The organism is Lysobacter sp. N42, from assembly GCF_004344885.1.
Genome location: NZ_SKFB01000059.1, coordinates 1 through 14,111, shown reverse-complemented (window position 1 = coordinate 14,111; position 14,111 = coordinate 1). Strand labels below are relative to the sequence as shown.

Below are 14,111 nucleotides of genomic sequence, written 5' to 3'. Positions count from 1 at the left end.
ACTGGATCCTCGAGGCGCAGCGCCTGGGTGCGGGCGAGGTGGTGCTCAACTGCATGGGCAGCGACGGCGTGCGTGGCCGCTACACTAGCGGGCTCATCCGCGCCCGCATCATGGGCGCCGCCGGAGCTCCCATGCGTACCCATTTCTGCGGCCTCGTCGACGAGGCCCTGATCGGCCAGACCGTCACCCTCTGCGGCTGGGCCGACGTCGCCCGCGACCTCGGCGGCGTCTGCTTCATCGACCTGCGCGACCACGAGGGCATCGTGCAGATCGTCGCCGAGCCGTCGGACGCCGAAGGCAATGCCGAGGTCATCGCCGCGGCCTCGAAGGTCGGCTACGAGGACTGCCTGCGCATCACCGGCGTGGTGCGCGCGCGCCATGCCGTGAACGAGAAGATCGCGACCGGTCGCGTCGAGGTCGTCGCGACGACGATCGAGGTGCTGAACAAGGCCGATCCGCTGCCGTTCCATGCACACGAGAACGCCGGCGAGGACATCCGCCTCAGGTACCGCTACCTGGACCTGCGCCGCCCCCAGATGCAGAAGATGATGCGCACGCGCATCAAGCTGGTCGCGGCCCTGCGCCGTTACCTGGACGGGCGCGGCTTCCAGGACATCGAGACGCCCATCCTCACCAAGGCCACGCCCGAGGGCGCGCGCGACTTCCTGGTGCCGGCGCGCATGCACCCGGGCGAGTTCTACGCGCTGCCGCAGAGCCCGCAGCTGTTCAAGCAGATCCTGATGATGGCGGGCTTCGACCGCTACTACCAGATCGCGCGCTGCTTCCGCGACGAGGCCCTGCGCGCCGACCGCCAGCTCGAGTTCACCCAGCTCGACATGGAGTTCGCCTGGGTCACCGAGCGCGACGTGCAGGACATGGTCGAGGAGATGATCCGCAGCGTGTTCCGCGAGGTCATCGGCGTGGAGCTCGCCGCCGAGTTCCCGCGCATGACCTATGCCGAGGCCATGCGCCGCTTCGGTTCGGACAAGCCGGACCTGCGCATCGCGATGGAGTTCACGGACGTCGCCGAGCTGGTGAAGAACTGCGAGTTCAAGGTCTTCACCGACTGGGCGAACCATGCGGACGGCCGCGTCATCGCGCTGCGCGCGCCCGGCGGCGCGCAGTTCTCGCGAAAGCAGATCGACGAGCTGGCCGCCCACGCCGCCAAATACGGCGCCAAGGGCCTGGCCTGGATGAAGATCGAGGATGCGGCCAAGGGCCGGGAGGGCATCAGCTCGCCCATCGCCAAGTTCCTCGACGACGCCACGCTGTCGGCCATCGTCGAGGCCACCGGCGCGACGACGGGCGATGCCATCTTCTTCGGCGCGGCCACCTACAAGCTCGCTTCGGACTTCATGGGCGCGCTTCGCCTGAAGCTCGGCCGCGATCTCGGCCTCGTGCAGGACGGCTGGAAGCCGCTGTGGGTCACCGACTTCCCGATGTTCGAGTGGGACGAGGAGGAGGGCCGCTTCGTCGCGCTCCACCATCCGTTCACGGCGCCGAAAATCGACGACGAGGGCGACCTGCGCGCCAATGCCGCGACCGCGGTGAGCCGCGGCTACGACATGGTGCTCAACGGCAACGAGATCGGCGGCGGCTCGATCCGCATCCACCGGTCGAGCATGCAGTCGGCGGTGTTCGACCTGCTGGGCATCGGCCGCGAGGAGGCGGAAGCGAAGTTCGGCTTCCTGCTGGAGGCATTGCGCTACGGCGCGCCGCCGCACGGCGGCATCGCCTTCGGCATCGACCGCATCGCCGCGCTGATGGCGGGCACGGAATCGATCCGCGACGTCATCCCGTTCCCCAAGACCACGTCCGCGCAGTGCCTCATGACCGGCGCGCCGTCGCCCATCCCGGATGCGCAGCTGGCCGAGGTGCACGTGCGGGTGCGCGAGAAGGACCAGCCCGCGTCCTGACCGCGCCGCCCGGAGCACGCCATGAGCCTCGCCATCCGCCGCGCGACCGTCGACGACGCCGGCACGCTTTCGGCGCTCGCCAGGGCCACGTTCGTGGAGACCTTCGGCCACCTGTATCCGCCGGAGGACCTGCAGGCCTTCCTCGACGACGCCTACGACGTCGGCAAGCAGGCGACGATCCTCGCGCATCCGGACTACGCGGTCTGGTTGCTGGAGGCGGATGAGCGCGCGGTCGGCCATTGCGCCGCGGGCCCATGCGGCCTGCCGCATGCGGACGTGGAGCCCGGCGACGGCGAGCTCAAGCGCCTCTACGTCCTGCGCGAATTCCACAATGGCGGCCATGGCACGCGGCTGATGGACACCGCGATGGCCTGGCTGCAGAAGGACGGCCCGCGCCGGCTCTGGGTCGGCGTCTGGAGCGAGAACCTCGGCGCACAGCGCTTCTACGCACGCTACGGTTTCGAGAAGGTCGGCACCTACGGCTTCCCGGTCGGGCGCGTGGTCGACCTGGAATTCATCCTGCGGCGCGAGCCTGCGCGCTAGGTTCGACGCGACCGCATCATCGGACACGCCATGTCGCCAAGCACCTGGTTCCTCCTGGCCGCACGGGCCTGCGCCGGCGCATCCGGACCCGTCGCATGCACCTTCGCCGCGGCGCCGGACGGCGACCGCCCGGCGTGGCCGGCTGCCCGCGACCGCACGGCTGCGGCGCGCGCAGCCAAGCCCGCCACGGTCGTGACGGGCGCCCCGGCGCGATGATGCGCGGCGGCGAGATGGCGAGGATGCCGGCCCGATGATGCCCACGCGTCGCGTGCTGCTCCTGCACGGGCTCTGGATGTGGCCGGGCTCGCTCGCGCTGCTCGACCGTCGCCTGCGGGCGGCAGGCTTTGCGACAGAGCGCATCGGCTACTCCAGCGTGCGCGACGGCCCCCTGCGGGCGGTCGACAGGCTGGCCCGTGCAGCCGGAGGGGAGGCCTGCCACGTGGTCGCCCACAGCCTGGGCGGCCTGATCACGCTCGCCGCACTGGAACGCCATCCCGGCCTCCCGGTACGGCGCGTGGTCTGCCTGGGCTCGCCGCTCTGCGGCAGCGCCGCGGCCGACGCCGTCGCGCGCCTGCCCCTGGTGGGCCGGGCGCTGGGCCGCAACCGCCGCCTGCTGCGCCGCGGATGCGCGCCCTGGCGCGGGCGTGCCGAGGTGGGCATGGTGGCCGGCACGCTGGGCTTCGGGCTGGGGCGCTTCGTCGGGCGCATCGACGGCCCCTCGGACGGCACCGTGGCGCTGGCCGAGACGCGCCTGCCCGGGCTGGCCGACCACCTGGCCGTGCGCGCCAGCCACATGGGCCTGGTGCTTTCGCCCGCCGTCGCCCGCCAGGTCGCCGCGTTCCTGGAGCAGGGGCGCTTCGCACGCTGACGCGGGCGGCGGCCGGTGCTTCCGGTAAAATCCGCGCCCTCACGCCATCGAGCTGGACCGTCCACATGGGTCGAGGCCCTTCGATCGAAGCCCGCAAGAACGCCGTCGACGCGCGTCGCGGAAAGATCTTCACCAAGCTCATCCGCGAGATCTCGGTCGCCGCGCGCATGGGCGGCGGCGACCCGGCCGGCAATCCGCGCCTGCGCGCCGCCGTCGACAAGGCGCTGTCGGTCAACATGGCCAAGGACGTCATCGAGCGCGCCATCAAGAAGGCCACCGGCGCGCTGGAAGGCGTCGAGTACGAGGAAGTGCGCTACGAAGGCTATGCGCCGGGCGGGGTCGCGGTGATCGTCGACTGCCTCACCGACAACCGCGTGCGCACCGTGGCCGATGTCCGCCACGCCTTCTCCAAGTTCGGCGGCAACCTCGGCACCGACGGCTCGGTCGCGTTCATGTTCCACAAGCGCGGCGTGATCTGGTTCGACGCCGGCGCCGACGAGGACCGCATCACCGAGGCGGCCATCGAGGCGGGCGCGGACGACGTCGTGGTCTATCCCGAGGACGGCTCGATCGACGTGCTGACCGCGCCCGAGTCCTTCGCCGAGGTCAAGGCCGCGCTCGAGGCCGCGGGCCTCGTGCCGGGCGAGGCGGAAGTGACCTACCGCGCGGACAACAACGTCAAGGTCGAAGGTGACACCGCCAAGCAGGTGGCCAAGCTGCTGGGCTGGCTCGAAGACCTCGACGACGTGCAGAACGTCTATTCCAATGCCGAACTCGGCGAGGATGCCTACGCCTGAGGGCGTGCGCATCCGGAACAGGAAACAGGGAACCAGAGCGGCAGGCCGCGATCCGTCATGTCGATTCCCGGTTCCCGAACGCCGGATCCAGGCGCCACCCGCATCCTCGGCATCGACCCGGGCTCGCAGCGCACCGGCATCGGCCTGGTCGACGTCGCGCCGGGCGGCCGCTGCACCTACGTGCATGCCACCGCGCTCAAGCTGCTCGATGCCGACGACTTCCCCGCGCGCCTTGGCCTGCTCTGCGAGGGGCTGGACGCGATCATCGACGAGTTCCGGCCCGACCACGTGGCCATCGAGACGGTCTTCATGGACAAGTCCGCGACGTCCGCGCTCAAGCTCGGCCACGCGCGCGGCGCGGCCATTGCCACCGTGGTGCGGCGCGGGCTGAAGATCAGCGAGTACGCGCCGCGGCTGATCAAGCAGTCGCTGGTGGGGCGGGGCGCGGCCGACAAGCAGCAGGTGCAGCACATGGTGCGGCTGCTGTTGAACATGCCCGACGCGAAGCTGCAGGCCGACGCCGCCGACGCGCTGGCCGTCGCCCTCACCCACGCACACATGAGCGCCACCGCCGCGCGTACGGGCGTGGCCACCGCGCAGTTGCGCCGCCGCGGCGCCTGAGGCGGGCCGATGGAAGCATTGGCGGCTCCGCAGGCGTACCATCCGCGCCTTCGCAGCGGCAGGGGGCCGGGCCGATGATCGGACGACTCAAGGGCATCCTCATCCACAAGCAGCCGCCCTGGCTGATGGTGGAGGTGGCCGGCGGCATCGGCTACGAGCTCGAGGCGCCGATGAGCACGTTCTACGACCTGCCCGAGGTCGGCCGCGAGGTGGCGCTGTTCACCCATTACGCCCAGAAGGAGGACAGCGTCTCGCTGTACGGCTTCCTGCGCGAGGGCGAGCGCCGCTTGTTCCGCGACGTGCAGAAGGTCACCGGCATCGGCGCGAAGATCGCGCTCGCCATCCTGTCGGCGGTGAGCGTGGACGAGTTCGCACGGCTGGTGCAGGCCGGCGACGTGACCGCGCTTACCCGCATCCCGGGCATCGGCAAGAAGACCGCCGAGCGAATCGTGGTCGAACTGCGCGACCGCGCCGCCGACCTCGCCGGCGTGGGCGCCACGCCGGGCGTGAACACCGGCATGCCGGCCGACCCGCAGACCGAGGCGGTCGTCGCCCTGCAGCAGCTGGGCTACAAGCCGGCCGAGGCCGCGCGCATGGCCAAGGACGCCACCGAGGCCGGCGACGACACGGCCACCATCATCCGCAAGGCGCTAAAGTCCGCGCTCCGTTGAGCCCGGGCCCGCATCCGAGACTTCCATGAGCGCATCCGCAGGCACGGACACGCACGGCGCCGGCCATGCCGGCCACGGCCAGGCAGGGCTCGCCGCGCTGGTCGTGGGCGCCGTCGGCGTCGTCTTCGGCGACATCGGCACCAGCCCGCTCTACACCATCAAGGAGATGTTCCACCCGCACTTCGGCCTGACCGCCGACGCGGCCACGGTGAAGGGCCTGCTGTCGCTGGGCTTCTGGTCGCTGATGCTGGTGGTCACGCTCAAGTACGTGGTGGTCATCATGCGCGCCGACAACGACGGCGAGGGCGGCATCATGGCCCTCACCGCGCTGGCCCAGCGCTCGCTGTCCGGGGGCTCCCGGCTGGGCTACGTGGTCGGCATCCTGGGCATCTTCGGCGCGTCGCTGTTCTTCGGCGACGGCATGATCACCCCGCCCATCACCGTGCTCGGCGCCGTCGAAGGGCTTTCGGTGGTCTCGCCGGCGCTGGAGCGCTGGATCCTGCCGATGAGCGTGCTGATCCTGCTGGCGCTGTTCGGCTTCCAGCGCTTCGGCACTGCCAGGGTCGGCAAGGCCTTCGGGCCGATCATGATGACCTGGTTCGTGGTGCTGGCCGCGCTGGGCATCTGGAACATCGCGCACAACCCCATCGTGCTGCGCGCGCTGAATCCGTACTGGGCCTGGCACTTCTTCGCCACGCACGACTGGCATGCGGTGCTGATCCTCGGCGCGGTGGTGCTCACCGTGACCGGCGGCGAGGCGCTGTATGCCGACATGGGCCATTTCGGCAAGCGCCCGATCCGCTGGGGATGGTTCGGCTTCGTGCTGCCGGCGCTGGTGCTCAACTACTTCGGCCAGGGCGCGGTGCTGCTGCGCGATGCCCGCGCCGTGGCCAATCCCTTCTACATGGCCGTCCCCGACTGGGCGCAGATCCCGATGGTGGCGCTGGCCACGCTGGCGGCGGCGATCGCGTCGCAGGCCGTGATCACCGGCGCCTTCTCGGTGGCGCGCCAGGCCATCCAACTGGGCTACCTGCCGCGCCTGCAGATCCGCCACACCTCGCATTCGACGATCGGGCAGATCTACGTGCCGAGCATCAACTGGATGCTCCTGGCCGCGGTGCTGGTGCTGACCTTCTCCTTCCGCAGCTCGACCAACCTCGCCACCGCCTACGGCCTCTCGGTCACGGGCACCATGCTGATCGACACCCTGCTGCTGGCGGTGGTCGCCTACACGCGCTGGCCGGATTCGCGCAAATGGGTGCTGCCGCTCTGCGCCCTGTTCCTGCTGATCGACATCGCCTTCCTGGTCGCCAACGGCGCCAAGCTGTTCACCGGCATCGGCGCCTGGGTGCCGCTGTTCATCGGCGTGGTGTCCTTCACGATGATGCGCACCTGGCGCCGGGGCCGCGAGCTGCTGCGGGAGGAAGTGCGCAAGGAAGGCATCCAGCTCGACACCTTCCTGCCCGGGCTGATGCTGGCGCCGCCCGTGCGCGTGCCCGGCACCGCGGTGTTCCTGACCGCCGACAAGGGCGTGGTGCCGCAGGCCTTCCTGCACAACCTCAAGCACAACAAGGTCCTGCACGAGCGCAACGTGTTCCTGACCGTGGAGACGCTCACGGTGCCCGTCGCGCCGAAGGACAAGGGCCTGAAGATCGAGTCGATCGGCGAGGACTTCTACCGGGTCACGCTCAAGTTCGGCTTCATGGAGACGCCGGACGTGCCGCTCGCGCTCATGCGCTCCTGCGACCGGGGCGGCATCCATTTCGACCCGATGGACACCACCTATTTCGCCAGCCGCGAGACGGTGGTGGCCAGCCGCCGCCGCGGCAACATGCCCCTGTGGCGCGACAAGCTCTTCGCGGTGATGCATCGCAATGCGGCGCCGGCCAGCGGCTTCTTCCGCATTCCCGGCAACCGGCTCGTGGAGCTGGGGGCGCAGGTGGAGATCTGAGCGGCAGGGGATTCGGGATTCGGGATTCGGGATTCGGAAAAAGCGTGCGTCGCAGGCCGTGTGACGGCGTGCGGTACGCTTCCGTCCGTAATCTGGATCCCTGACCGCCGATCCCTGACGCCGAATCCCGCCTCATGACCGACACCCGCCTCATCGCCCCCGGCGCCACGTCCGAGGACGCGGCGATCGAAGCTTCCATCCGCCCCCGGCGGCTGGCCGAGTACCTCGGCCAGGCACCGGTGCGCGAGCAGATGGGCATCTACATCGAGGCCGCCAAGGGCCGCGGCGAGGCGCTCGACCACGTGCTGATCTTCGGCCCGCCGGGCCTGGGCAAGACCACGCTGAGCCAGGTCATCGCCAACGAGCTGGGCGTGAACCTGCGGCAGACCTCGGGCCCGGTGATCGAGAAGGCCGGCGACCTGGCCGCGCTGCTCACCAACCTGCAGCCGCACGACGTGCTGTTCGTCGACGAGATCCACCGCCTGTCGCCACTGGTGGAGGAAGTGCTGTACCCGGCGATGGAGGACTTCCAGCTCGACATCATGATCGGCGAAGGCCCCGCGGCCCGCTCGATCAAGATCGACCTGCCGCCCTTCACCCTGATCGGCGCCACCACCCGCGCCGGCCTGCTCACCGCGCCGCTGCGCGACCGCTTCGGCATCGTGCAGAGGCTGGAGTTCTACAACGCCGAGGAGCTGACGCGGATCGTGCAGCGCTCGGCGCAGATCCTCGGCATTCCCTGCGAGCCCGAAGGCGCCGCGGAGATCGCGCGGCGCTCGCGCGGCACGCCGCGCATCGCCAACCGCCTGCTGCGGCGCGTGCGCGACTTCGCGCAGGTGCGCGGCGATGGTCGCATCACCCGTGACAGCGCCTACGAATCGATGGGCATGCTCAAGGTCGACCCCGAGGGCTTCGACGAGCTCGACCGCCGCCTGCTGGGCACCATCATCGAGTCCTTCGACGGCGGGCCGGTGGGCGTGGAATCGCTGGCCGCCGCCCTGAGCGAGGAGCGCGGGACGCTGGAGGACGTGGTCGAGCCCTTCCTCATCCAGCAGGGCTACGTGATCCGCACGGCGCGCGGTCGCATGGCCACGCCCAAGGCCTATCGCCACCTGGGCTTCACCCCGCGCGCCAAGGCCCCCGACCTGTTCGAGCCGCCGTCGTCGCTGTAGCGGGCAAGCGAACCCCGCCGGCACGCGAGGCGCTTGCCCGGGCTGCGACGGCCTGCCACCTCCCGGCTGCGCCCGACTGAACGGCCGCTTTCGCGCGCCACCGGCCTGGCGCGGCGGCGCGGGTAGACTGTCCGGCCCCGCGCCTGCGCCCCCGTGCATGTACAGCCTTCCTGTCCGCATCTACTGGGAAGACACCGACGCCGGTGGCGTGGTCTACCACGCGCAGTACCTGGCGTTCATGGAGCGCGCGCGCTCGGAATGGATGCGCCACCACGGCCACGGCCAGGAGCGCCTGCGCCTGGAGCACGGGCTGGTGTTCGCCGTGCGCGCGATGACGCTCGACTTCCTGCGGCCCGCCCGCCTGGACGATGCGCTCGACGTCACCGTCGAACTCACCGACTGCCGCCGTGCCAGCCTGGTCTTCCGGCAGGCCGTGCTGCGCGGCGGGGAACGCCTCTGCGAGGCGGTGGTCAGAATCGCATCGCTCGATGCCGCCACGTTCCGCCCGGCGGCCATCCCCGGCGATCTGCACCGGCAACTCGCTTCCCTGCAAGCCCCCTGACGCACACCCGCCCCCGAGACCCTCCACGATGCCGATGCCTGCACGCTTCCGAACGATGACGTCCCGCCGCGCCGCGGAGGCTGGCCGATGAGCGCCTGGCCACTGCTCGCCACGGCCGCCACCACGGTGAGCCCGGTGCGCGACGCGGGCCCGGTCGAGGCCGAGGCGCTGGCCGGTGGCGCGGCGCCGGCCGCCGATGCGGTGGCCGCCGCGGCCCCCGCGAGCCTGGACCTGCTCGACCTCGTGCTCAAGGCGAGCATCCCGGTCCAGCTGATCATGCTGTTGCTGGTGGCCGGTTCGCTCGTGTCCTGGGTCATCATCTTCCGCAAGCAGGCGCAGATGCGCCGCGCCGCGAAGGAAGCCGACCGCTTCGAGGAATCGTTCTGGTCGGGCACCGAACTCACGCGCCTGTACGAGGCCGCCACCAACCGCGGCCGCGACATCGGCGGCATGGAAGCGATCTTCGAAGCCGGCTTCCGCGACTTCAACCGCCTGCGCCAGCGTCGCGGCGTCGATCCCCGCACCCAGCTCGAAGGCGCCCAGCGCGCCATGCGCGCCACCGCCTCGCGCGAGCTGGACTCGCTGGAGCACAACCTCGAGCTGCTGGCCAACATCGGTTCGACCGCGCCCTACGTCGGCCTGGTGGGCACCGTGTTCGGCATCATGGTGACCATGCACTCGTTGCTTGCGAGCACCGCGCAGGTGGGCATCCGCGACGTCGCGCCGGGCATATCGGAGGCGCTGTTCGCCACCGCGATCGGCCTGTTCGTCGCCATCCCCGCGGTCTGGGCGTACAACCGCTTCGCCACCGCGGTCGAGCGCCTGGCCACCCGCTACGAGGCCTTCGCCGAGGAGTTCTCCTCGATCCTGCAGCGGCAGTCGCACCTGGAAGGCTGAAGGCCATGTCGCTCGGAATCCGCCGGCACCGAAAGCGCAAGCTCAAGAGCGAAATCAACGTCGTGCCCTACATCGACGTGATGCTGGTGTTGCTGGTCATCTTCATGATCACTGCGCCGCTGCTGAACCTGGGCGTCGACGTGACGCTGCCCGACGGCAAGGCCAAGTCGCTGCAGCAGAAGCAGGATCCGATCGTCGTGACTGCCTATGCCGACGGGCGCCTCGCACTCACGCGCGCGGGCGAGTCGCGCCCGACGGCGATGGAGAGCGGCGCGCTCACCGCGCAGGTGGCCGGCATCGTCCGCAACGCGCCCGAGACGCAGGTGCTGGTCGCCGGTGACGCCCAGGCGAGCTACCAGCAGGTCTGGAACGCGATCAGCACGCTCAAGGAGGCGGGCGTCGACAAGGTCTCGCTGATGAGCGTGCCGGGAGCCGCCGGGCAGTGAGGCCACGCCGTTCCGACGACGCCATCGCGGTGCTGCTGGCCGTACTGGTGCATGCGGCCATCGTCGCCGTGCTCCTTGCCGGGCTGTGGTGGACGCGCAGCTCGTCGGAGGCGGCCGCCGGCGGCGCCATCCAGGCCGATGTGGTCGATCCCGGGATGCTCCCCTCCTCGATGCGCCGGGCACTCGCGCGCACGCCCGCGGTGGCCGTGCCCGAGCCGGAGCCGGAGCCGGAGCCCGAACCCGAGCCCCTGCCCGAGCCGGTGGAGGCGCTGCCCGAACCCCAGCCGGTGCCGCAGGAGCAGCTGCCCGAGCCCGCGCCGGAAGACCGGGAGGAGGTGGTGGACGCGCCCACGCCCGTGCGCGCGGAGGAGGAGCGGGAGCAGGAGGCGCAGTACCGGCAGGAGCAGGTGGACCTGAAGGACGCGCTCGAGCGCCAGCAGCGCGCCCAGCAGCTCCAGCGCGAACGCGAGGCGCAGCTGGGCGAGATCCGCAGGCGCCGCGCCGCGGCCGCGCGCGATGCCCGCCTGGCGCAGGAGAGGCTGGAGCAACTCAATGCCGCGCGGCCCGGCAGCGCCGCCGAGGAATCGGCGCGCAGCGACGCGGCGGCGAGCGGGGCAGGAGACAGCGATCTCAAGGGCCGGTATGCCGCGGCCCTGCAGGAGGCGATCCGCGCCAAGTGGACGCGGCCGGAGTCCATCCCGGCCGGTGCCTTGTGCCGCCTGGTCATCCGCCAGCTCCCCGGTGGCGAAGTGGTGGATGCGCAGGTCAGTTCGCCCTGCGTCTACGACGAGCAGGGCCGGCGCTCGGTCGAGGCGGCGGTCCTCAAGGCGCAGCCGCTGCCGTATGCGGGTTTCGAATCGGTTTTCCAGCGCACGCTCATCCTCAATTTCCGCGCGGATTGAACCGGATCCACGGTCTGTCAACCGGTTGAACGGTTCAGCTGTGAGCTGGTATTCACACAGGGGCTGTTAAGTGTGTTCAGCTTCCCGTGGTGCCCGGAGTGACGATGCGACGCCTGCTCTCCCACCTCTTCGCGCTGCTGGTGCTGGCCCTGCCGTTCGGCGCGGCCGCGCAGCAGGGGCTCGAGATCGACATCGTCGGCGGTAACGCCGCCGCGCTGCCCATCGCGGTCGCGCCCATGCCCTACCAGGGTGGTGGCGCCGCGCCGGCGACCGACATCGCCCAGATCGTCGCCGCCGACCTCGCGCGTTCCGGCCAGTTCCGCACGCTGCCGGCCACCGAACTTCCCGAGCGCCCCACGCGCGGCGAGGAGGTCAACTACCCGGCCTGGCGCGCGATCAACCAGGACTTCCTCGTCGTCGGGCGTGTGCTGGACGCCGGCGGCGGCACCTACCGCGCCGAGTACGAGCTGCTCGACGTCGCCAAGCAGACCCGCCTGCTGGGCTTTGCGCTCACCGCGCGCGCGGGTGCGATGCGCGACGTCGCGCACCAGATCGCCGATGCCGTCTACGAGAAGATCCTGGGCGTGCGCGGCGCGTTCTGGACGCGCATCGCCTACGTCCGGGTGACCGGCTCCGGCGGGGCGCGCCGCTACTCGCTGATCGTCGCCGACAGCGACAACCACAACGCGCAGGAAGTCGTCGGCTCCAGCGAGCCCATCCTGTCGCCCTCGTGGAGCCCCGACGGCACGAAGCTCGCCTATGTCGGCTTCGAGAACGGCAGCAGCGTGGTCTACATCCACACGATCGCCAGCGGCGCGCGCGAGGTGGTGGCGCGCTTTCGCGGCATCAACGGCGCGCCGGAGTTCTCGCCGGACGGCCGTCGCCTGGCGCTCACGCTCTCGCGCACCGGAAATCCCGAGATCTACGTGATGGACCTGGGCAGCCGCGCGCTCACCCAGCTCACCAATCACTTCGGCATCGACACCGAGCCGACCTGGAGCGCCGACGGCTCGCGCGTGTACTTCACCTCCGACCGGGGCGGCCGCCCGCAGATCTACGTGGTCTCCGCCAGCGGCGGCAGCGCCAGCCGCGTCACCTTCCAGGGCACCTACAACGCGAGCGCGTCGGTGTCCTACGACGGCAAGAAGATCGCGACCGCCCAGGGTGCCGGCAATACGTACCGCATCGCGATGATGGACTCGAGCCTGGGCAGCCCGCGCTGGAGCCTGCTCTCGCCGGGCAACCTCGACGAATCGCCCAGCTTCGCCCCCAATGCCTCGATGCTGCTGTACGCCGCGCGCGAGGGCGGGCGGGGCGTCCTGTATGCCGTCTCCGCCGACGCACGCGTGCGCCAGCGCCTCGCGATGTCGGAAGGCGACGTCCGCGAGCCCGCCTGGGGCCCGTACCGCACGCCGCGCTGAGCGGCGAACGATCCCGTAGTTCTCCATTCCGAGGAGCCACCATGAACGTCCGCACCGCCAGCAAGATCGCCACCATCGCCGTGATGTGCACGCTCGCGATGGCCTGTTCGAAGAAGGTCAAGGAAGCGCCGCCTGCCGACACCGGCAGCACCGTCGGCACCACCACGCCGACCACGCCCACCGGCCCGGTCACCCCCGGCATGTACGGCCCCGGCGACCTCGACACCGATGCCTGCCTGCGCCAGCGGGTGGTCTACTTCGACTTCGACCAGGACACGCTCAAGCCCGAGTTCCAGAGCATCGTGAACTGCCACGCCAAGTACCTGCGCGACCGTCCGTCCTCGCGCATGGCGCTGGAAGGCCATGCCGACGAGCGCGGCAGCCGCGAGTACAACCTGGGCCTGGGCGAGCGCCGCGCGCAGGCGGTGTCGTCCGCGCTGCAGGCCGCCGGCGGCTCGGGTTCGCAGATCACCGCCAACAGCTACGGCGAGGAGAAGCCGACCTGCACCGAGTCGAGCGAATCCTGCTGGCAGCAGAACCGCCGCGTCGAGATCCGCTACTCCGAGCGTTGATCGACCGCTGGTGGATGCACCCGGACGGGCCGCTCGATGCGGCCCGTCTTCGTTGGCGGTGGATGCGGTCTACATCCCCAGGTCGCGACCCCTCGCCCATAGTCGGCTACCCCGTCCGGGCCGCCCGTCCGACCGCTCTGCCGGATGACCGGGATTGCAGGTCACAAGCCGCAGGGCGGCCGGAGGCTCTCGGGGGGCACAGGCCGCAGGGCGGCCCGGTGCCTGCGGTGAAGGACGGCCTCCGGCCCGGCCGGGACGCCGGGCAGCTCGCTGCCTGCAGCGAGCGGGATCGCGGCGGCGGGTTCGCGACCGGCCCCGACCGCGCATCGCGCCCGGCGCCGCGCACCCCCGGTCTGGCTGCGTTGAAGCGGCCGCCCGCATACTCGCCGGCCCCGACCCGGAGCCGCCGCATGAAGCCCAGATCGCTCGCCCTCGCCCTGCTGCTCGCCACAGCGAGCCTGCCCGCTGCCGCGCAGCGCGCCAGCCTGGCCGACCGCGTCGCCCTGCTCGAGCAGCGCGCCGCCAACACGCAGGGCAACGTCGAACTGCTCAACCAGCTCGCCCAGCTGCGCACGGAAGTGCAGGCCCTGCGCGCGATGGTGGAGGAACTGCAGCAGGCCAACGAGCAGCTGCGCACCAGCCAGCGCACGCAGTACCTCGACATCGACGGCCGCCTGGAGCGGCTGGAAACCGGCGCCCGGCCGCCAGCCGCCGCCACGCCCGCGCCGTCGCGGGCCGCCCCGGCATCGTCGCAGGCGTCGGCCCCGTCCCG

The 14,111-nt window shown here is 71.0% G+C and carries 15 protein-coding genes; all 15 read left to right on the top strand.

Annotated elements, in window-relative coordinates; all coding sequences use genetic code 11:
- Positions 1-131: 131 nt before the first annotated feature.
- Positions 132-1,916 carry an aspartate--tRNA ligase gene (aspS, locus tag EYQ95_RS24595; RefSeq protein WP_132331576.1) on the top strand — a complete coding sequence of 595 codons (1,785 nt, stop codon included), beginning with the start codon at positions 132-134 and terminating at the stop codon, positions 1,914-1,916.
- Between the two features lie 21 nt (positions 1,917-1,937).
- Positions 1,938-2,459, top strand: coding sequence for a GNAT family N-acetyltransferase (locus tag EYQ95_RS24590; RefSeq protein WP_132331572.1), 522 nt, complete (start codon positions 1,938-1,940; stop codon positions 2,457-2,459).
- A gap of 250 nt (positions 2,460-2,709) precedes the next feature.
- Positions 2,710-3,327, top strand: a complete 618-nt coding sequence (locus EYQ95_RS24585) for a triacylglycerol lipase (protein ID WP_243700068.1) — start codon at positions 2,710-2,712, stop codon at positions 3,325-3,327.
- A gap of 65 nt (positions 3,328-3,392) precedes the next feature.
- Positions 3,393-4,124, top strand: coding sequence for a YebC/PmpR family DNA-binding transcriptional regulator (locus EYQ95_RS24580; protein WP_132331570.1), 732 nt, complete (start codon positions 3,393-3,395; stop codon positions 4,122-4,124).
- Between the two features lie 57 nt (positions 4,125-4,181).
- Positions 4,182-4,745, top strand: a complete 564-nt coding sequence (ruvC, locus tag EYQ95_RS24575) for a crossover junction endodeoxyribonuclease RuvC (RefSeq protein ID WP_132331568.1) — start codon at positions 4,182-4,184, stop codon at positions 4,743-4,745.
- Positions 4,746-4,819: 74 nt separating this feature from the next.
- Positions 4,820-5,416 (top strand): Holliday junction branch migration protein RuvA, encoded by a 597-nt coding sequence (gene ruvA / locus EYQ95_RS24570; RefSeq protein WP_132331566.1) that lies wholly within the window; start codon positions 4,820-4,822, stop codon positions 5,414-5,416.
- Between the two features lie 25 nt (positions 5,417-5,441).
- Complete coding sequence (locus EYQ95_RS24565; RefSeq protein WP_132331564.1) at positions 5,442-7,367, top strand: potassium transporter Kup; 1,926 nt, start codon at positions 5,442-5,444, stop codon at positions 7,365-7,367.
- 134 nt (positions 7,368-7,501) lie between these two features.
- Entirely contained in the window at positions 7,502-8,539 is a 1,038-nt protein-coding gene (gene ruvB, locus EYQ95_RS24560) for a Holliday junction branch migration DNA helicase RuvB (RefSeq protein ID WP_132331562.1), read from the top strand.
- Positions 8,540-8,696: 157 nt separating this feature from the next.
- Positions 8,697-9,101, top strand: a complete 405-nt coding sequence (ybgC, locus tag EYQ95_RS24555) for a tol-pal system-associated acyl-CoA thioesterase (protein ID WP_132331560.1) — start codon at positions 8,697-8,699, stop codon at positions 9,099-9,101.
- A gap of 87 nt (positions 9,102-9,188) precedes the next feature.
- Positions 9,189-9,998, top strand: coding sequence for a protein TolQ (tolQ, locus tag EYQ95_RS24550; RefSeq protein ID WP_132331558.1), 810 nt, complete (start codon positions 9,189-9,191; stop codon positions 9,996-9,998).
- Positions 9,999-10,003: 5 nt separating this feature from the next.
- Complete coding sequence (gene tolR, locus EYQ95_RS24545) at positions 10,004-10,444, top strand: protein TolR (RefSeq protein WP_132331556.1); 441 nt, start codon at positions 10,004-10,006, stop codon at positions 10,442-10,444.
- Positions 10,441-11,346, top strand: coding sequence for a cell envelope integrity protein TolA (locus EYQ95_RS24535; RefSeq protein WP_165924853.1), 906 nt, complete (start codon positions 10,441-10,443; stop codon positions 11,344-11,346). Before tolR ends, EYQ95_RS24535 begins: the two co-directional genes overlap by 4 nt.
- Positions 11,347-11,450: 104 nt before the next feature.
- Complete coding sequence (tolB, locus tag EYQ95_RS24530; protein WP_132331552.1) at positions 11,451-12,767, top strand: Tol-Pal system beta propeller repeat protein TolB; 1,317 nt, start codon at positions 11,451-11,453, stop codon at positions 12,765-12,767.
- Positions 12,768-12,850: 83 nt separating this feature from the next.
- Complete coding sequence (gene pal, locus EYQ95_RS24525; protein WP_370451338.1) at positions 12,851-13,339, top strand: peptidoglycan-associated lipoprotein Pal; 489 nt, start codon at positions 12,851-12,853, stop codon at positions 13,337-13,339.
- 410 nt (positions 13,340-13,749) lie between these two features.
- Positions 13,750-14,111, top strand: a 362-nt coding sequence (locus EYQ95_RS24520) for a YbgF trimerization domain-containing protein (protein ID WP_305792183.1), incomplete at its 3' end; no start/stop codon positions are given.